Origin of the sequence: Virgibacillus halodenitrificans, from assembly GCF_001878675.1 — a bacterium.
Lineage (GTDB): Bacteria > Bacillota > Bacilli > Bacillales > Amphibacillaceae > Virgibacillus_Q > Virgibacillus_Q halodenitrificans.
The window spans coordinates 3,713,128-3,732,962 of record NZ_CP017962.1 but is presented as its reverse complement, the minus strand read 5'-3'; the positions used below and the strand labels follow the sequence as shown (position 1 = coordinate 3,732,962).

The window sequence follows — 19,835 nt, the reverse complement described above, 5'->3', positions numbered from 1 at the left end:
GGGTGTATAGTTAAATGAGAATGATACTCACTTACAATGAGTGGATGAGGAGTGACGCAATTGACTCGCAATGAATTATTTGATGTAACCATCATTGGTGGCGGCCCTGCTGGATTATATTCTGCGTTTTATAGTGGGCTTCGGGAAATGAAAACAAAGATTATTGAATATCAACCCGAGCTTGGTGGAAAGGTTCACGTGTATCCGGAGAAAATGATCTGGGATATTGGAGGACAACCGCCAATTTCAGGAGCAAAATTTATTGATCAGATTGTTGAGCAAGGTTTAACTTTTAATCCGAACGTTGTAGTGAGTGAAAAGGTAGAGAAAATCACAAAGAATGAAGAAGGAATTTTTGAACTACATACTTCTTCAGGTGAAACCCACTATTCAAAAACCGTAATTGTGGCGGTTGGAAGTGGGATACTAAATCCTCAAAAGCTGGAAATTGAAGGCGCTGAAAGGTTTGAAATTTCCAATTTAAATTATACAGTTAAATCATTAAAGAGTTTTAAAGATAAAGTCGTCGTTATTTCCGGTGGTGGAAATTCAGCGATCGATTGGGCCAACGAATTAGAGCCTATTGCCAGTCGTGTATTCATTACGTGCAGAAAAGGAAATTTTGCTTGTCATGAAGCGCAATCCACTCAACTTCAAGAGAGTTCTGTCGTGTGCTTCTTTAATACGCAAATAACAAAGCTTATTGCAGATGAAAACCATGAAAAAATTGAAAAGGTAGAGCTTACCAATCTTGAATCAGGTGGTGTATCTTACTTGCCGATTGATGAAGTGATTGTTAATCATGGCTATGAACGCGATACTTCTCTACTTAGCCAGAGTGATTTACCTATTGAAATAAAGGATGACTATTTTGTTCATGGAAACGAAAATAGTGAGTCATCAGTGCCTGGTCTATATGCTGCAGGTGATATTTTAGCCCATGAAGGTAAATTAAATCTAATTGCTGGTGCATTTCAAGATGCTGCAAATGCAGTGAACAAGGCGAAGCAATATATTGAACCAAAAGCCCAAAATACCGGAATGGTATCTTCCCACAATGAAGTGTTTAAAGCTCGCAATAAAGAGCTTGTTAAAGAAATGATGAAATAGATTAAAAAAGCAATGGGAATGTATAAGCGTTATCTTATACATTCCCATTTTTTACGGATTCAGAGGAAAATGCGAATTAGTGTGGCAATTAATCGGCAGTAGAGCGGGCTAATCCTCCGGAGAACAAACTAATCAGCAGTAGAGTGAGATAATCCTCCGGAGAACAAACTAATCAGCAGTAGAGTGAGATAATCCACCGGAGAACAAACTAATCAGCAGTAGAGTGAGATAATCCACCAGAGAACAAATTAATCAGCAGTAGAGTGAGATAATCCACCGGAGAACAAACTAATCGGCAGTAGACCGAAATTATCCACCGGAGAGCAAATTAATCGGCAGTAGAACGAGACTATCTCCCGGAGACATCCGCAAACTAACTATAGTTTGTTCACTATACGTTATTTTCCAAAAAGTCATTTGCAAACAATCAAGTTACTTCGGATTTTATCTAAACAGCGAATTGTTACAATATCCAAATGTTTTAAGATACTAAAACAAAGCACCGTCTCTTTTCTGCTAAAGAGAGGGTGCTTTGTGCAATTCTATGTCTATAATTTATAAAGCATTACGCGATGCGGTCATCGTCATGGATATCTTCAGGCATGGAATGGGTATAGTATTTACCCTTTGTAATAATAGCAATGCCAACCGTCAGTATAGCTGCAAGTATTGCAGAGAAGAATGCTGCCGTACTTTCCAGGAAAGATCCCATGTATCCTAACGCAGCAATGGTTCCTAATCCACTTGCTACAACAAGAGAGAGTACACCTACTGGATTCCACTTGTATAAAAATTCCTGTCTTGCTTCATAAAAGTTCGGACCAATTTTCAACATTTTTTTGACTACCATGGCGTCCGTCACTAAAATTGCTGCCCATGCTAGTAAAAATACACCTTGGAAGGTCATGGCTGTATCAAGATGGTCTACAATTCCACCAAGCATAAGAAGGATAGCGCTGATACCTGAAACAACTACCCAAAATCGTCTGCCGGGTGTGAATTTAAAGATATTTTCAAAGAAATTAGATAAGGACAACGAAGCACTGTACACATTGGTAACATTAATTCGCAGTTGAGTCAGCAAAGTGAACAAGGCGCCTCCCATACCTAATAATAATACGATATACACGCCGGGATTCGGATCACCAAGACGTACACCGAACCAAATTCCTAAACCGCCCATCACGCCAAAACAGAAGATTTGCGGGATAAAACCAATAGCCAGAGATCCTAGCTTCGTATCTTTTGGTTTAAGAAAACGGGCATAGTCAGATGCAAGTAGTGCAGTTAGCCCCATAATTCCATGATGCATTCCTATACACATAAGGAGAGCTTTTCCGCCTACTTCTACACCTTCAGGCATATACGTCCAAAATGCTCCTTCATAGCCAGAGGGCTTATAAAAAGAAACAACGATTGCGGTAATAAGAAATATACCGAAGATTGGTAAAGACCACTTTTGTAATTTATCTAGTTGTTTAATACCAAACCAATTGAGAGGGATAACTAGGGCTCCGAAAAACACGATTAACGCCCATTCGGGTATAACTGGGAAGAAGGTATGAATAGCGGAAACAAGAATAAGACCTTCAAAAGCACAATACATGATAAAATTTGTAGCGTAAATAAACGAGGTCAACGACGCTCCAATGTAACCAAAGCCACCACCTCGTGACAATAAGTTTACATTCATGCCTGATTTAGCAGACAAATAAGCGATAAATGTTCCTAGAATCCCAGCGACAATAATTGCGTACGTAGCGGAAATGATTGCATTCATTGCTCCAAATTGAAGTGCCATCACACTTCCCATTTGAAAATAAAAAATGGCTGTAGCTATACCAAACGCAATGTTTGTTACACTAAACCACCCCATTGTACGTTTGTCTCTTGGGACTTTGTCCAAAGAATAATCGTCTTGAGCATTTGCTTCTACTTCATTTGTATTTATTTTCGCCGATTCCATTAAATCAACTCCTTTTATTAATTTGTCGGCTAGTATCTCTCCTTCTGTGAATAATTTCACAATAATCTTCTTTACTAGAAAGTGGTCCGGTCCTGTTTGACGCGTACTTATCTAGGATAACAGATGCGAGTTAACATAACAACATACACTGCGAGAATGGTAAAACCTTCTCACTTCGATAACAATATAATGTGAAATTGTCTTTAGTAAGTGAAATAGCATCCGCAACTTCCAGCTATACTCATTACTTGTAGTTTGGAGATATTGCGGATATTGCTAAACAGCATCCATACCACTTGTTTTTAGTTAAACATACTAATAAACGCAGGATTTAACCTGCCCAATTTTTGATTGTTGATATTAGCTGCTCCTTTTGGTCAACAAATTGCTTTTTACGATGGCCATTTGCTCCGGATGGGTGTGGAAAACCAGATAGAAGTGTATGCTTGCTATCAAATATTATGGAGTGGATTGTATTCTCAACAGATTTACCTAACGGAATAACCAGAGCTGCTTCACGAATGAGGTTAAGCTCTTCTGGAAATACAGTATATACGTAATGTTTTAACACTTCTGACTGGTCAATCCTGGGCTGGTGTCCTGTATAGTTCTTATCTTTATAAAAAACAGGATATTTAATGATTGAGGTAGTATGTATGATGTCTCGGTTTGTTGAGAAAAGGGTAGAGGCATGATTTATATTTAATGCATCTGCCACCCCGGATTCATACAACATCTGAATTAAGTTATTACGCATAGTTCCCGAGAAGCTTGCAGCTATTTTTGCTTTTCGCAGAAGGTCCGCCTTACTCAGATACGGGAGATTGCTTATTACACTTTCATAGGCAGTTTTTGTTTGTTGCCACCCAGGGGTAATGCCAACAATTACAATTTTGGCAGCTGTGTTAACATATTCATTGTGTGGAGAGTAATACATCTTTAATTTCTTTTCCTCTTGAAGTAAAAAAGCTTCATTTAGAATATCACTTTTATTAAGAATACGATCACATGGAAGGTTTTTAATTTTTGGTAAAAATTGATTAAATAACTCGCTCATTCTATGCTTCCTCCTTTTTTAAAAACATTCCCTTTGAAGGTCTGTATTAACCTGACTAGTTTAATTGTGTGAAAACAGGGAAAAATATCAACACTATTAGTCAGAAGGAATAGGAGTGTGCATATGGAAATTTTTAAGGTTAATGGCACGGTGAATAAAAAGCGTCTCGCAATAGGGGTGTTAATACCAGTAGTAGGTGGTGCATTAGTTGGCTACTATGCTAATAAAGATACACAGGCACAATATAAGAAATTAAAAAAGCCTGCTTTCTCTCCACCTCCCCGAGTATTTCCTATAGCATGGACCTCCTTATACAGTATGATGGGCCTTGCTCAATATCGTGCTTATGAAAAAGTGGATACCAGCCAGATCGAAGCAACCGTGATAACTCCTTATTCCATTCAACTGGGGTTGAATTTTTTATGGTCATTTTTATTCTTTAAATGGAATTTACGTGGCGCCGCACTGTTGGAAATTGGCATGATGATGGCGGCCATTGGGTGGAGTGCTACCCAATTTTATAAGGTGGATCGACTTGCAGGAGCATTAATGCTTCCTTATCTGGGATGGGTAGGCTTTGCGTCAACGTTGAACTATTCCATATGGAAATTAAACCGCTAAGTAATGAGGACATATGAAAAGTAACGTTACTTCTTTCACAAATTTATGGAGCAATTCATTTTTCTATTACTTTGCCTCTTTGTTCACTGAAATACATGCTATAATAAAACTATAGAATCAAGCATATACATCACAAGATGGACAGAAGCAGTATTCCTAGAAAAAGAAATCTTGGGAGGTCAAAAACATGCTAGTAAAAAATGATTATGTAAACATTCGGGAAGTAGTCTACGCCAAAGAGTCCGATAATGTGGAGCAGGCAAAGGCTACGATTGAAAAATCAGGCTACCGTTGTATTCCTGTGTTAGATGCTTCGGAAACTAAGTTTGTCGGTAATATTTATAAAGTAGATATTTTGGAGTACGAAAATGAAGAACATCCACTGACAGAATCAATTAAAGGACTGATTCGTGACCAGGAAGGTTTTGTTAAAGAAAACGATCCTTTTTTTAAGGTATTCTCAACTATAAAACGACTTCCTTATTTAGCAATCATTAATGATGCCGAAGAATTTCAAGGAATATTAACTAACGGAAATGTTATTCAAGTACTTGAAAATGCTTGGGGAGCGAATAATGGAAGTTACTCCTTAACTATTGGCACAGTAGAATATTCCGGTGCACTAACAAAGATGCTGCGAATCGTAAATAAATATTGCAACGTGCAAAGTGTTATTTCGCTAAATAACGATTCTAAATATGCTAGAAGAGTTTGTATTGTACTACCTGAAGAAGTGAATAAGGAAACTGTGGATGAGATTGAACAGGATCTTAGAAAGAAAAACTTTATCGTTACCGATATTGAATATCTGTTGTAATAAGACTTTCAGTTCAGCTTCATAGCGGAAAAGTTAGATGAATAAATGAGTGGTAAGAAACGAGGAGGGAACCCAAAAGGGACCTTCTCGTTTTTTTGTTTTCTAAATATGTTGGGGTACTCAATGATTTTAAAGAATGGATAAAGTGCGAACTAACGTAGTATAAACCAATCCTATATATTCTATTAATAGGTACGACGGATACGCTCGCTTTACTGACGATTAAATTTTTCCGCGGTGGATTACCTCTCCCTACTGTTGCACTTCGCTGTTATCTCCTGCTATTAAGTGGGTTGTATAAGATATGATATATACCACATAATTCCATACATAAAATATATTGCAAAAGGTTTATTCATATTATACAATGTTAATCACGAACTATTTCAATAATATTTTAATTAACGTTCGGTTTTAACCTAAGGAGGATTTAATATGAAAACTATTTTAAAAGCATTGGGACTGCTAGCGATTTTGTTAACAGTTGTGGTTATTGGTGGTTGTGGATCTTCGAATGCTGAAGGAGGAAATTCTTCAAGTGAACAAGAGGATGCTACAAAGCCAGTTGCAGTTCAAGGAGCAATGGATGTGGAAGTGTCAGCATTACTTGATGAGATGGAGGATTATAAAACAGAGCAGCAAGGTGGTTATACTTTTTATGTAGGTGAAATTGATGACATACCTGTGGTCGTTTCCAGAACAGAAGTGGGAATGGTCCATGCAGCTGCATCTACAACGCTATTAATAGATGAATATGAGCCTAAGGCAATTATTAATCAAGGTACAGCAGGTGGGCATAATCCGAACATTCATGTGTTCGATACAATCATTGGAACGGAAGTTATGAATATCGGTAGTATAAAGACAGATCATTTGGATGATGAGAAGGGGATGGAACCAGGCTCCTGGCATTTTATGAAAACCCAAATGAGAGAAGATGGGGATATAAAAGAAGTAGCTTCATTTAAAAGTGATCCAGAACTAGTGGAAAAAGCATGGAATGTAAAAGAAAAATATGAATATGGTAACGTCGTGAAAGGAAAAATTGGTAGTGCAGATGTATGGAATAGAGAAATAGACCGAATTCAATGGTTTCATGAAAAGGCTGGAACAGATGCCGAAGAAATGGAAGCAGCGTCTGTAGCACAAGTAGCTGAAGGCTTTGATATTCCATACCTATCTATACGCACCGTTTCAAATTCAGAGGTTACTAACGATGGTATTGAAGATTTGGAAAAGGCCGGTCAGTATGGTGCTGAGTTTGCCATAGAGGTCGTGAAAGAAATAGGAAAATAATACCCCTAGACGAATTATTAGTCGTTTTTCCTTTGGGAGAAGCGACTTTTTTTATATAGAAAGAGAAGAAGTTTTTATAGAGCCGCGGGATTAGCAGGAGGAAAAGATAGACCTTCATGCAGTAAAGTATATGTTTCAAGTCTGCTGCTTCACATTCTATTTTTCAGAAACTACTATGCAAGTAGTATAAAATTCTGTAATTTTAACGTATAATTGAAATTAACAAGTGCAGGTACCTCTTCATAAAAAAGGTAGATTGACAAAAGGAAGGTTTATATATGGAAGAAGAAAATATAACGCGAATACATATAGACGGAAAAGAATTGATTTTAATTGGTACCGCTCACGTATCAAAAAACAGTGCAACACAGGTGAAGGAAGTTATTGAGCGAGAACAACCGGATGCGGTATGCATTGAACTGGATGAACAGCGTTATCAAACCATCCGTGAAGGAAATCAGTGGAGAGATATGGATATTTTTAAGGTCATTAAAGATAAGAAAGCAACATTACTTTTAATGAACCTTGCCATTTCTTCTTTTCAGAAAAGAATGGCCAAGCAATTTGGGATTAATCCTGGTCAAGAAATGATTCAAGGAATGGAGTCAGCAGAAGAAATAAAAGCAGATCTGGTGCTTGCTGACCGAAACATTCAAACAACTTTTTCACGGATATGGCGTGGCATCGGGCTAAAAGGTAAGGCTATCTTACTTATGCAGGTAATTGGCAGTATTTTTAGTAAAGAGAGTATTACAGAAGAAGAGCTTGAGAAAATGAAAAGCCAGGATACTATCAATTCGATTCTAAATGACTTTACAGAAAGCTTTCCAAAGTTGAAAAAACCGTTAATTGATGAACGAGATCAATATTTAGCTCAAAAAATAAAAGAAGCACCAGGAGATAAAGTTGTAGCTGTACTTGGTGCAGCACATGTGCCTGGTATAACTAAAGAGATCCATCGAGATCATGACTTGGATAAGTTAATGGAAGTGCCACCCAAATCTAAAATACCTAAACTAATTGGCTGGTCGATTCCGCTAATTATTCTGGCTATTATTGCATATACATTTTATGCTAACCCATCAGCTGGATGGGAGCAGACAATTCGCTGGGTGTTATGGAATGGATCATTCTCAGCGCTAGGTGCGATTATTGCGCTTGGTCATCCGTTAACGGTAATTACAGCATTCCTTGTTGCACCAATTACGTCTTTGAACCCATTAATTGCAGCAGGTTGGTTTGCCGGGATTGTTCAAGCATATATACGTAAACCACATGTGCGTGATTTTGAAACATTGGCAGAAGACGTTTTCAGTGTAAAAGGGTTTTGGCAAAATAAGGTTACGAGAATTTTACTCATTGTTGTATTAGCTAATTTAGGTAGCTCCCTTGGAACCTTGATTGGTGGGCTGGACGTTATCCGTCTGTTTTTAGATAATATATAGAAGTATTGAGCTTATTTACGTAGGTCGCGTCAATCAAAGCGCGCTAATATTGAATTTTGTTTAATTCGGAGAGTTAAGGAAAACGGTTTGGGAGAAGGTATGTATGGCACACGATATAGAGACACAGATGATTGATGACTTGATGGAGAAGATTATTACAAAATCTATGCAACCGGGCGAAAAGTTCCCTTCAGAGAACCAACTCGCAAATCTTTATAACGTTCCTAGGATCACAGCTAGAAAGGTGTTAACTACCTTGGATGCACGCGGATATATTCATTCCATCCAAGGGAAAGGGCGCTTTTTAAAAGAGACTTCCAAACCAATTCAATTACATCTACTGGGCAATCGCAGTTTTACTGATAAAATGCAGCATGCAGGCTACCGTTTAATGACAAAGAACATCTATTGCACTCAAATTAATTATGATGAAAAAATATACGAAGCGCTTCAGAGTAAAAAGGAAGCGGAGGTATATAAAATTGGACGGCTCCGGTTAATTGAGGGCGAACCAATAGCGATTCATCAATCCTTTGTAGATAAGGAAAACTTCCCTTCAATCGTACAGGATGGCCCGGGGATAGAGTCTATGTTCGCCTACTATCGTCAATTAGGCTATGAAGAATTTATGAGTGAGCGGTCTTTACTAAGCGTGACTTTTCCCACTTCTTCTGAACAGGATTTATTATCGTGCAGGAGTATGGTGCCTCTGATTGTACTCGAAAGTGATTGTATCGATGTAAAGACTGGCAACGTACTTGAGTATACAAAAATACTGTACCGAAGCGATAAATTTAAATATGATATTACTTCTGAACGAAGCTGATAAAGGTGATTAGTACTTTGTCAGCTTTTTTGTTGCTAGAAAATGATCAGCTTTAAAAAGTGTGACTTGTTTTTATTAAAATATTTACTACGTCAAGTACGGAGTGTTCAAGGTGATTCCGCTTTCCTTATACGGAAAAGAAATGAATATTATGATCGTATATAAAACGTTGGTTTATTGCGCCAACGTTTTTTCTTTGGTTTCCAATGTTCCTGTTTTTATTAATCCTTCTTTACAAATACTTTACCATATCTTAAAACACAACAACTTGGCAACAAGTTACGATGAAGTTGTGAAGGAGGTTGTTTGAATGAAAAGACGAAGGAGAACAGAAATACTAATTCAAAGTAATCCCGATTTAGCGGGAAAGTTAGCTGATCAAATAAAACAGACATACACCTACAAGGAAATTGTTTCTCCGCAATACGGATTAACGATGGTAAAGATGCGAGAAAGTGCACAAAAATCCCTCTTCTATATTGGTGAGGTGCTTGTTACAGAGGCGAAAGTGGAAATTAATGATCACATTGGCATTGGCATTGTGCAAGGGATGAATGATGATTTGGCTATGCGTTTAGCAATCGTTGATGCTGCCTACAACGCAAAATTACCAGAAACATCTACGTGGACAGATACCCTGTTAAAAGCAGAAACAGAAGTAAACCATAAAAAAGCGAAACAGCAGGCAGAGCAAATGGAAACAAAAGTAAGCTTTGAAACGATGGATGTTTAAGAGTATCACATGAAGACTTAGAACAGTGTTCCATTTAAACAGCCACTAAAAATATAAGATCAGGAGAGAGATTGTATGCCTATAGATCAAGTTCATGATATGCAAAAGGTGTATCGAAAAATAGTGGACAGCATGTCTCGTCCGGGAAAGCTGGCAAATTTAGAAACGAATGCAGAACGGATCGAATATGATGTTGCTTGTTATCATGCAACATTGCTAATTGCAATGACATTACTGGATGGAGAAGTATCATTTCATGTGATTTCACAGAATAACCAGTCAGTAGAAGAAAAAATCGCAGCATATACACTAGCAAAACACGCTTCTATGGAGGAAGCTGATTATATTATTGTGTTGCAGGATGCTACTGATGCCTCCATTATCGAAGGGATTGCTGCTTGTAAAAAAGGTGATCTTATTGATCCACAGTATTCTTCGACATGGATTATGGAAAGTGCCACCCCCCTTTCCAATCAAAGCCAGCTACAATTAGCTGGACCTGGAATTGAGACGAAAACTAATCTACATACAAATTTTACGGCAGATGTTTGGCAAGCTAGAACCGAAGCGGTACTGGAATACCCATTAGGAATAGATGTCATAGTGACAGACGAAAGGCATCAAGTTGCCTGTGTTCCTAGAACAACACAAATTTCTGTAAGGGAGGTGAAGTAAATGGGGTATGTAGCTGTCAAAGGTGGTACCAAGGCGATCGAAGCGTCGATCAACCGGTTGACATATGACCGTATAAAGGAAAGTGAGATTATTGAAGTAAACACAATTATGGCTACGATGCGTGCACTTGTAGACCAGGTTATGTCTGAAAGTAGCTTATATTCTCCATTTCTTGCGGCGCTAGCTATCAAACAGGCAGAAGGAAGCATGGAGGAAGCTGTATTTATTATGCGCGCTCATCGTTCTACCTTACCGAGGCTGTATTATAGTAACGTCGTAGAGTCGGAATCGATGCTGGTAGAACGCCGTATCTCAGCAAGTTTCAAGGACATTCCTGGTGGGCAAATATTAGGCTCTACCACCGACTATACCCATCGTTTGCTCAATTTTTCTCTAGTTGAGGAAACACAATCTGATAATGAGCAGTGGATTAAAAATTATATGGAGAAAATAGAGCATGAGGTAACTGTGCTAGATAAAGTGTTGTTTTTTCCTAAAGTAGTAGATTATTTACGAGAAGAAGGATTATTTGCAGCTCACGAACCGGAAAATACGAACCCAACGGATATTACAAAAGAGAATTTATCTTTTCCAGCTTCCAGAAGCGCTCGTTTGCAGACATTAACACGGGGGCAGACGGGAGCGGTAACTGCGTTAGGCTATGCCTCTTTACGAGGGTATGGGCAAGTTCACCCGACGGTTGGAGAGGTTCGCGTCGGTATGCTCCCAATCTATGTTCGACATCCAAATGAGGCGGAACAAACGGAAGAAGATAGCTACTATATAGGAGAGATTAAAGTCTCTGAAGTGGAGTCGTTTGTGCCTGTATCTATGAAAAATGAGCAAAATGAAGAGCAACTAGATTTTGAGATTGGTTATGGCGTATGTTACGGACAAAATGAAACAAAAGCAATTGCGATGAGTATATTGGATCAATGCTTAGAGCATCCAGAAGCCAGTTTCTCAACGCATGATGAAGAGTTTGTCTTATTGCATATCGATTCGGTGGAAGCAACTGGCTTTATTTCACATTTGAAACTCCCACATTATGTTACTTTCCAATCCAAGCTGGATAGTGTACGTGAAGTGAAAAGGAAGGGAGATAGCCATGAATAATACAACACATTTTGCTTTTTTTGATGAAGGATCAAAGAAGGAAATTCGTCGTACAACATTAAAGGCGGTGGCCATCCCAGGATATCAGGTTCCGTTTGCTTCCAGGGAAATGCCCATTGCAAGAGGTTGGGGGACAGGAGGTCTGCAGCTTACCTTATCACTAATAGGCAAAGAAGATACGTTAAAAGTAATTGATCAAGGTGCAGACGAATCTGTGAACGCCGTTAGCATAAAAAAACTTGTACAGCAGACAACGGGTGTTGAAGTAACCGAGCATACGGAAGAAGCTTCCTTAATTCAGTCCCGGCACCGAATTCCAGAAGTGGCGTTAACAGAGGAGCAAATTTTAGTGCTGCAGGTTCCGACACCAGAGCCGTTACGAGATGTAGAAGCCAGTGAGTATGTAACAAAGCGGCTGCATGCAGAAGAAGAATATAGTGGGGCATGGCTCTTATTATTTGAGCAAATTATGAAATACGGAAAAACAGCGACAGGTGCAGATCACCCTGTGTATGTGAATGGCCGCTATGTAATGGCGCCGAGTCCTATTCCAAGATTCGATAATCCCAAAATGCATACATCAAAAGCATTGACCTTACTTGGTGCAGGTCGTGAAAAGAAGATCTACGCTGTTCCACCATATACAAATGTAACATCACTTGCCTTTGAAGACTATCCATTTACAGTCGAAGGGTTTTCCGGCAATGCGTGTCATTTATGTGGTGCAAACGATGTTTTTCTTGATGAACTCGTAGATGAAAAAACAGACAAAGCTTATTACCAGTGTAACGATACGAGTTATTGTTTAAGCAGGTTGAATAGCTTAGAACAAGCGGAGGTGGAGCATCATCATGCATGAAGAGCCAATATTGCGGGTGCGCAACTTAAATAAACGATTTGGCCGAGGCTGCCCTCAGTGCCATGATCAAACGATACGCCAGCTAGAAAAGAATTATTGTTCGACTTGCGGAACTGTATATGCGTGTCAAGATGTATCACTGAACCTGTTTCCTGGAGAGATACTAGGAATTGTTGGAGAAAGTGGCAGTGGGAAATCAACGATGATGCAATGTCTCTATTTTGACGAACCAGTTACTTCTGGCGAGGCCTATATTGCTAACCGAGACCTAACCGGTCAAAATGTTTTTAACTTATCGCAACAGAAAAAAAGGTATATTCGTAATCATCGATACGGAATGGTATATCAAAACCCTGTTAATGGATTAAAGATGAATTTTTCTTCTATCGGAAATATTGCCGAAAAACTTATTGCAGCAGGTAATAGAAATGTTTCCTCCATGGAAGCAACAGGCAATAAACTACTTGAGCAAGTGCAAATACCACTGTTTCGGTCGAAGGAGGAACCGCAAAACTTTTCAGGAGGAATGCAACAGCGTGTACAGATTGCAAAAGCATTATCAAATAATCCACCTATTCTATTTTTAGATGAAGTGACAACAGGATTAGATTTATCTGTTCAGGCTAATGTGCTTGATTTAATTAAGGAAATTCAGAGAGAGTGGGGCATTAGTATGATCGTTGTCTCCCATGATCTCGCAGTTATTCGTATGTTGGCTGATCGAACAATGGTGATGTTGAATGGGTCTGTCATCGAAGAAGGCTTAACGGATCAAATCCTCGAAGATCCACAGCATGCTTACACACAACGATTAGTTTACTCGTTACTATAGGGGGCGCTTACTGTGTATGTTATTCATAATGGAAAAGTAATTACAGAAGAAACAATACTTGATGATTACGCTGTACTTGTAGAAGGAGAGACAATTAAAGCAATTATCCCGGAAAAAGAAGTCAATAACTATCCAGACGCGAAACGAATAAATGCCAATGGCGGATATATCTCTCCAGGGTTTATCGATATTCATTCTGATTATATTGAAACTCTAGCATCACCAAGACCAACGAGTATGATGGATTTCAACTTTAGTTTAAGAGAAGCAGAGAAAATATTGATCGGCCATGGCATTACAACAATGTTTCATTCGCTTTCGTTTTACCGGGAGGATGCGTTTGGACACAAACCGATTCGCCAGCCTCAAAATGTACAGCGAATGGTAGATGCCATTGCAAATACACATCAAGCCTTGCATTTAATTCGCCACCGCTTACATGCCCGGTTTGAAATTGACAATATTACTGAAATTGATCAGTTAATCCGAAATATTGAAGATGATAAGGTACATTTATTGTCATTTATGGATCACACCCCTGGTCAAGGACAATACCGGGACTTAGAAGTGTATCGTGAAACACTGCAGGGCTACCGTAATTTAACAGATGAAGCTGTACAAACAATTATTGCAGAGCGTCAAAGCGTAGAATATATGACAATTGAACGGCTGCGAGAAGTCGCTGAGTTAGCTATTTCCAAAGGGATAGCTGTAGCGTCCCATGATGATGACAATATAGATAAGCTTCACCTCGTACAATCATTTGGAACGACGATCAGCGAGTTCCCAATCACAATGGAAATTGCTAAAAAAGCGCAGGAACTTGGGTTGAAGACGATAGCCGGTGCTCCGAATGTTTTGTTGGGGGGATCTCATTCAGGCAATTTATCAGCAGCGGAAGCAATTCAAGAAAATTGTATTGATATATTATGTAGTGATTATTACCCCGCAGCTTTGTTGCAAGCCATCTTTTCATTAAGTGAAAAACATGGAAATAATCTACATGAGATGTTTATGAAAGTAACCCTTAATCCGGCGAAGGCTGTAAGAATGGATGATGAAATAGGTTCTATAAAACCAGGTAAAAAAGCAGATATGGTTGTTATTGAGAGGATGAATGACGGTTATCCCATGTTAACTGCAAGTATGGTGAATGGTGCATTAATTACTACAACGAATTACCGTATGAACAAATGAAAAGGAGGTTCATTTAAATGGCAATGCTGCGAGTAAAAGATTTTGGCAAACGATTTACGATTCATCACTTAGACAAAACGAGGCAAGCTGTAGACGATATCAATTTTTCACTGGAGCAGGGGGAATTTCTTGGTATTGTCGGCAAAAGTGGCAGTGGTAAATCTACAATCTTGAAAAGTATTTATCGTACGTACCGTCCAGATACGGGAAGCATTATATATAATTCTGCGCGCTATGGGTTCATTGATTTAATGCATGCAATGGAGCGAGAAGTTCTTTATTTACGGAAGCATGAAATAGGTTATGTGTCCCAGTTTTTAAATGTTATGCCACGGACAACAGCAAGAGAGCTCGTGGAAAAAGCAATACTGGAAATGGGAGCTACAGAAGCAACTGCGAAAGTAGAGGCTGAAAAGGCATTAGCGCATTTTGAACTGGACCAAAAGCTTTGGGATAACTATCCAAATACCTTTTCAGGTGGAGAAAAGCTAAGGTTAAATATCGCGATGGCTACAGTCAAAAAACCGCGACTTCTTCTACTTGACGAGCCAACAGCCAGCTTGGACCACCAGTCGAAAATAAAGGTACGTGAGATTATTGAGAAGCTGAAAGCAAGTGGAACGACATTAGTTGGTATTTTTCATGATATAGAATTCATGGATGGCTTATGTGATCACGTGTTTGACATGCAATTCAGCAAGGGTTGTACAGGTAAGGAAGGAGTTATTCATGAAGGCTGATCTCCATGTACATAGTACATATTCTGATGGTTCCGAACATGTGAAAACAGTGCTGGAATATGCAGCTAAGCACCATGTGACGCAACTCAGCTTTGTTGATCATGATAGCATAGATGGTCTAGAGGAAAAACAAGCTATGGGAAAAAGCTATGGAATAGAAGTGATTCCTGGAATAGAGATTTCTGCTTACGATTTTAAGCGTAACCGAAAGGTGCATGTACTTGGCTACCACTATCAACCGGAAGCGAAAAATGTAGAAACCCTTTGTAAAACAGTCCGAAATCGAAGACAAGCCCATACGATATGGCAAATAAAGCAGCTTAATCAACATGGCTATAGTATTGATTTACAAGCTGTCATTAAATCTGCACGTCCAAGCCAAACGATTTATAAACAGCATGTCATGCAACAGCTTACGTCAGCACCTTATACATCCGCAATCTATCAGGATCTTTATCGAAAGCTCTTTAAAGATGACGGGCCAGCTGCAGGTGATATTGAATATGCAGATGCTTTTCTTGCAGTACAAGCAATTGTCGCAGATGGTGGGATAGCCGTGGTTGCTCACCCGGGCCAGCTTGATTCCTATGACATTATTTCCGAACTCGTGGAGGTTGGCTTAGGTGGTATTGAACGAAATCATCCCGATCATACTTCAGAGGATCACAAGCGTGTAGAGGCGTTAGCAAAAAAGTACGATTTAGTAATGACAGGAGGAACGGATTACCATGGTAGTTTTGGTGCTCCTATAGAGGTCGGCGCTTTATCAAGTCCTTTATATCTTAATAGAAAGTAATAGATTATGACTTGATTATTGTAGGAATGTAAATTTACTAAACTATATGTAAAAATATTGTAAATATAAACTGCATTCGTTTATATTATGTTTCAATAATAGATAGAAAGCAGATTGCTCGTTATAGGGAGGGAATGTTTCTAGCTCAACGTGCGTATGTAAACACAATATCACTATTTATTCTATTAACTAATCTACGAATAAAAAGGAGTGTTAACATGAAGAAGTCGTTAACTAGTTTAGCTGTTTTGCTTGTATTAGCAGTATTCGCGGTAGGTTGTTCAGAAAAGAATGCTAAAGAAGGAAACGCTGAGGTAGATGATGTAATTAATGTTGTTTGGTATCCAAATGAGTCAGGAGAAGATTTAAAATCCTCTCGTGATGAAATTGGTAAAATAATTTCAGAGGCTACTGGAAAAGAAGTAGAACATCATTTAACAACAGATTATGCAATCGCAATAGAGACATTAGTAAATAATAATGCGGATATGGCATTTATGGGAGCTCAAGGATATATTGAAGCAAAAGAAAATAATGATGCGATACAGCCATTAATCGTTCCTACTGGACCATCAGGTACTTTGGATGACGCAGTTTATCATAGCTGGCTAGCTGTAAATGTAGATGATCAGGAAAGCTATAAAAAAGATGGAGAGTTTGCTTTAGATACAATAGCAGAAAAGCGATTTTCTTTCGTATCTAACAGTTCAACTTCTGGATTTAAAGTGCCGTCTGCAGACATTCTCTCCCACTTTACTGAACAAGATGCGTATGCAGAATTAACCGAAGAAGACTTAATGGAGGGTGGACCGTTGTTCTCTCAAGTCCTCTTTGGCAATTCCCACCAAGGTTCAGCAGTTAATTTATTGGATGGTAATGCAGATGTAGCGGCATTTTGTGATACATGTGTAGAAAACTATGTTCAACTTGCAGAAGGAGAAGAAAATGAAGTTGGCTCCGTTTATAAAGTTAAGGATGACGCAGAGCAACCATTTAATAAAGTGGCTGGTAAAGAATTCACTCTAATGAATGTAACGCCTGTCCTTAATGCGCCATTTGCAGTGAACATGGATATGTTAGGTGAGGAAGACTATACAAAAATACAAAAAGTATTAACTTCTGATGAAGTTGCAAATAATGAAAAGATTTTTGTCCCGGAAGGTTCCGATCAATCCGCGCTATTTTTTAAAACGGATAAAGAACGATTTGCACCGGCGAAAGATGAATGGTTTAATCCAATTCGAGAAATTCAGTAATCAAATAGTAGTGTAGAGTATATCTGATTTAATCAGTATACTCTGCATGTACATTTATGGGAGGGGACCATCTATGGCACTTTTACAAATTGAGGGACTTGGTAAATCGTATGATAACGAATCGAAAGTATTAAGCGATATTTCTTTTAACGTGAAGGAAGGCGAATTTGTTTCTATTATTGGGCCGTCTGGTGCGGGGAAATCTACCTTATTACGTTGTATAAATCGGATGGTTTCAATTAGTGAAGGTGAAGTTATATTTAATAATGCTCGCGTAAATACACTAAGAAAGCGTACATTACGTCAGCTACGTACGAATATTGGTATGGTATTCCAACATTATAATCTGGTTCCGCGTTTAACAGTTATTGAAAATGTACTCCATGGACGTTTTGGTTATAAGACTACACTGCAAGGAGTATTAAGCAGATTTACGGAAGAAGAAAAAGAGCGGGCTTTCTATTTGCTTCAAAAGCTTGGGATTGAAGAACATGCTTACAAGCGCTGTGATCAATTAAGCGGAGGGCAGCAGCAAAGGGTAGGTATCGCTCGTGCGCTTATTCAAGATCCTAAGCTCGTTCTATGTGATGAACCAATTGCATCGCTTGATCCGAACTCGTCAAAGATTATCATGGATCATTTAAAGCAAATCACTACTGAGTTAGGTATTACTTGTTTAGTCAATTTACACCAAGTAGAGGTAGCCCAGCAATATTCAGATCGAATTATTGGACTTAATCAAGGAGAAGTAGTCTTTAATGGTACAAACTATCAACTGACTGAGGATAAAATCAATCGCATTTATGGTTCACAGATGCGAGAATTAATTACAGTGTGAGGGGAAATTGACGTGAGTGAAAAAGTGATGCAAAGACGGAAATGGCAAACTACAATTGCTTTGTTCATTATTATTGCCATTACGTATTTATCTGCAGCAATAACGAACTTTAACTTCATGGATGGACTGGCAGCTTTTCCATCAGCAATCGGATGGATGTTCTCTAATATGCTCATTACGCAAGAAGCATTGGAAAAGCTGCCAACAATAGTAGAAAAACTGAATGAAACTATTTTTATGTCTATTGCAGCAACCACTACTGCTGCTATCGTTTCCATTTTTCTTGGATTAATGGGATCAAAAACTACAAGTATTAATAGTTTTGTAAGTACATTTGCTCGCTTTATTGCATCCGTTTCACGTAATATTCCTGTTGTTGCCTGGGCGTTGATTTTATTGCTCTCCTTTGGGCAGAATTCGTTAACTGGATATTTAGCTTTATTTGTTGGAACAGTGGGATTTCTAACGAGAGCATTCATTGAATCAATTGATGAAGCTAGCCAAAGTGGAGTAGAAGCGTTGACAGCTACAGGCGCAACGTATTTCCATATTATAAATAAAGCAGTAATTCCGCAAAGTTTACCACAAATGCTTAGTTGGATTCTATTTATGATTGAAACGAATATTCGCAGTGCAACCCTCGTTGGTATTCTAACAGGTACGGGTATAGGATATACATTTGATATGTATTATAAATCAATGAATTACGATGTGGTTGCTTTAATCACCCTTAGTATCGTGATCGCTGTTATTATCATTGAGCTTATTTCAAACTATATACGAAAGGTGATTATGTAATGGAAACAGCAGCAAAGCCAACGTATATAAAACGTAAGAAAAATGGTCGCATATCGCTGAAAGCGGGCAATAAGTCAGAATTGGTTATACGCTTAACGATGATTCTGCTAGTAACATTAACAATAATCGGTTTTTTATTGTTTGATTATACTGGTTTAAAGATAAAAGAAGCGATTATGGAAACTGCTTATAATTTAAAGGTAATGTTTTTTGAGCCGGCACTGAATCATTTCACATGGGCAGAAGCGATATATCAAGTGGGAGTTTCTTTGGGCCTAGCTGTTCTTTCTACAGTTATTGGTGCGGTTATTGCTTTCTTTTTATCTTTGATAGCCGCAACAAATTTATCCAAGGAATGGATAACCAACACAGTTCGTATTATGGTGGCATTTATCCGCGCGGTTCCTACGGTGTTATGGGTATTAATTTTTGCGATTGCTGCTGGTTTAGGAAGTGAAGCAGCAGTATTAGGAATGTTGTTTCATTCTGTTGCTTATTTGGTAAAAGCTTTTTCGGAGGCTATTGAGGAAATCGATCAGGGTGTTCTCGAAGCTTTAAAATCAACGGGATCAAATTGGTGGCATGTTGTGACACACGGTGTACTTCCTTCTACATTTACCTATTTATTATCATGGACCTTTCTGCGCTTTGAAATTAACTTTGGAGTAGCTGTAGCTATGGGTGCTGCAGCTGGAGCAGGTGGAATCGGGTTTGAACTATTTATGGCTTCTGGCTTCTACTTTGATCTTAGTGAGGTTGGCTTCATAACATATGCTATATTAGTGATTGCGATTATCTTGGAAGTATTATCTACCCAATTGAAAAACCGATATTTCCCAACAAATGTACGCAGTTAG

At 38.6% G+C, this 19,835-nt stretch carries 20 protein-coding genes; 18 read left to right on the top strand and 2 right to left on the bottom strand.

Annotated features, from left to right (window positions below):
• Positions 1-60 precede the first annotated feature (60 nt).
• Complete coding sequence (locus BME96_RS18425) at positions 61-1,110, top strand: NAD(P)/FAD-dependent oxidoreductase (RefSeq protein ID WP_071649856.1); 1,050 nt, start codon at positions 61-63, stop codon at positions 1,108-1,110.
• 565 nt (positions 1,111-1,675) lie between these two features.
• On the opposite strand, the gene BME96_RS18420 is transcribed toward BME96_RS18425, so the two are convergent.
• Complete coding sequence (locus BME96_RS18420) at positions 1,676-3,076, bottom strand: purine-cytosine permease family protein (RefSeq protein WP_071649855.1); 1,401 nt, start codon at positions 3,074-3,076, stop codon at positions 1,676-1,678.
• 331 nt (positions 3,077-3,407) lie between these two features.
• Positions 3,408-4,133, bottom strand: coding sequence for a hypothetical protein (locus tag BME96_RS18415; protein ID WP_071649854.1), 726 nt, complete (start codon positions 4,131-4,133; stop codon positions 3,408-3,410).
• A gap of 123 nt (positions 4,134-4,256) precedes the next feature.
• On the opposite strand from BME96_RS18415, the gene BME96_RS18410 reads away from it, so the two are divergent.
• From BME96_RS18410 to BME96_RS18325, 17 genes are all read left to right on the top strand, one after another.
• Positions 4,257-4,754, top strand: a complete 498-nt coding sequence (locus tag BME96_RS18410) for a TspO/MBR family protein (RefSeq protein WP_071649853.1) — start codon at positions 4,257-4,259, stop codon at positions 4,752-4,754.
• 187 nt (positions 4,755-4,941) lie between these two features.
• Complete coding sequence (cbpA, locus tag BME96_RS18405) at positions 4,942-5,571, top strand: cyclic di-AMP binding protein CbpA (protein ID WP_071649852.1); 630 nt, start codon at positions 4,942-4,944, stop codon at positions 5,569-5,571.
• Between the two features lie 435 nt (positions 5,572-6,006).
• Entirely contained in the window at positions 6,007-6,867 is an 861-nt protein-coding gene (gene mtnN / locus BME96_RS18400; protein ID WP_071649851.1) for a 5'-methylthioadenosine/S-adenosylhomocysteine nucleosidase, read from the top strand.
• 278 nt (positions 6,868-7,145) lie between these two features.
• Positions 7,146-8,312, top strand: a complete 1,167-nt coding sequence (locus tag BME96_RS18395; protein ID WP_071649850.1) for a TraB/GumN family protein — start codon at positions 7,146-7,148, stop codon at positions 8,310-8,312.
• 103 nt (positions 8,313-8,415) lie between these two features.
• Positions 8,416-9,138 carry a GntR family transcriptional regulator gene (locus tag BME96_RS18390; RefSeq protein WP_071649849.1) on the top strand — a complete coding sequence of 241 codons (723 nt, stop codon included), beginning with the start codon at positions 8,416-8,418 and terminating at the stop codon, positions 9,136-9,138.
• 310 nt (positions 9,139-9,448) lie between these two features.
• Positions 9,449-9,871 (top strand): phosphonate C-P lyase system protein PhnG, encoded by a 423-nt coding sequence (gene phnG / locus BME96_RS18380; protein WP_071649848.1) that lies wholly within the window; start codon positions 9,449-9,451, stop codon positions 9,869-9,871.
• A gap of 75 nt (positions 9,872-9,946) precedes the next feature.
• Positions 9,947-10,546: a phosphonate C-P lyase system protein PhnH gene (gene phnH, locus BME96_RS18375; protein ID WP_019378550.1), complete on the top strand. Its 600-nt coding sequence runs from the start codon at positions 9,947-9,949 to the stop codon at positions 10,544-10,546.
• Positions 10,547-11,662: a carbon-phosphorus lyase complex subunit PhnI gene (locus BME96_RS18370; RefSeq protein ID WP_071649847.1), complete on the top strand. Its 1,116-nt coding sequence runs from the start codon at positions 10,547-10,549 to the stop codon at positions 11,660-11,662. It abuts the gene before it with no gap.
• Positions 11,655-12,521 carry an alpha-D-ribose 1-methylphosphonate 5-phosphate C-P-lyase PhnJ gene (locus BME96_RS18365; protein WP_071649846.1) on the top strand — a complete coding sequence of 289 codons (867 nt, stop codon included), beginning with the start codon at positions 11,655-11,657 and terminating at the stop codon, positions 12,519-12,521. Before BME96_RS18370 ends, BME96_RS18365 begins: the two co-directional genes overlap by 8 nt.
• A complete protein-coding gene (locus BME96_RS18360) occupies positions 12,514-13,353 on the top strand; it encodes an ATP-binding cassette domain-containing protein (RefSeq protein WP_019378553.1) in 840 nt (279 codons plus the stop codon). Before BME96_RS18365 ends, BME96_RS18360 begins: the two co-directional genes overlap by 8 nt.
• Positions 13,354-13,365: 12 nt before the next feature.
• Positions 13,366-14,550, top strand: coding sequence for a phosphonate metabolism protein PhnM (phnM, locus tag BME96_RS18355; RefSeq protein WP_019378554.1), 1,185 nt, complete (start codon positions 13,366-13,368; stop codon positions 14,548-14,550).
• Positions 14,551-14,567: 17 nt separating this feature from the next.
• A complete protein-coding gene (phnL, locus tag BME96_RS18350) occupies positions 14,568-15,290 on the top strand; it encodes a phosphonate C-P lyase system protein PhnL (protein ID WP_071649845.1) in 723 nt (240 codons plus the stop codon).
• Positions 15,280-16,086 (top strand): PHP domain-containing protein, encoded by an 807-nt coding sequence (locus tag BME96_RS18345; RefSeq protein ID WP_071649844.1) that lies wholly within the window; start codon positions 15,280-15,282, stop codon positions 16,084-16,086. The genes phnL and BME96_RS18345 overlap by 11 nt, the downstream gene beginning before the upstream one ends.
• A gap of 218 nt (positions 16,087-16,304) precedes the next feature.
• Positions 16,305-17,342, top strand: coding sequence for a PhnD/SsuA/transferrin family substrate-binding protein (locus BME96_RS18340; RefSeq protein ID WP_071649843.1), 1,038 nt, complete (start codon positions 16,305-16,307; stop codon positions 17,340-17,342).
• A gap of 73 nt (positions 17,343-17,415) precedes the next feature.
• On the top strand, positions 17,416-18,180 hold the full coding sequence (phnC, locus tag BME96_RS18335) for a phosphonate ABC transporter ATP-binding protein (protein ID WP_071649842.1): 765 nt from the start codon (positions 17,416-17,418) through the stop codon (positions 18,178-18,180).
• Between the two features lie 12 nt (positions 18,181-18,192).
• Positions 18,193-18,978: a phosphonate ABC transporter, permease protein PhnE gene (gene phnE, locus BME96_RS18330; protein WP_019378559.1), complete on the top strand. Its 786-nt coding sequence runs from the start codon at positions 18,193-18,195 to the stop codon at positions 18,976-18,978.
• Positions 18,978-19,835, top strand: a complete 858-nt coding sequence (locus tag BME96_RS18325) for an ABC transporter permease subunit (RefSeq protein WP_071649841.1) — start codon at positions 18,978-18,980, stop codon at positions 19,833-19,835. The genes phnE and BME96_RS18325 overlap by 1 nt, the downstream gene beginning before the upstream one ends.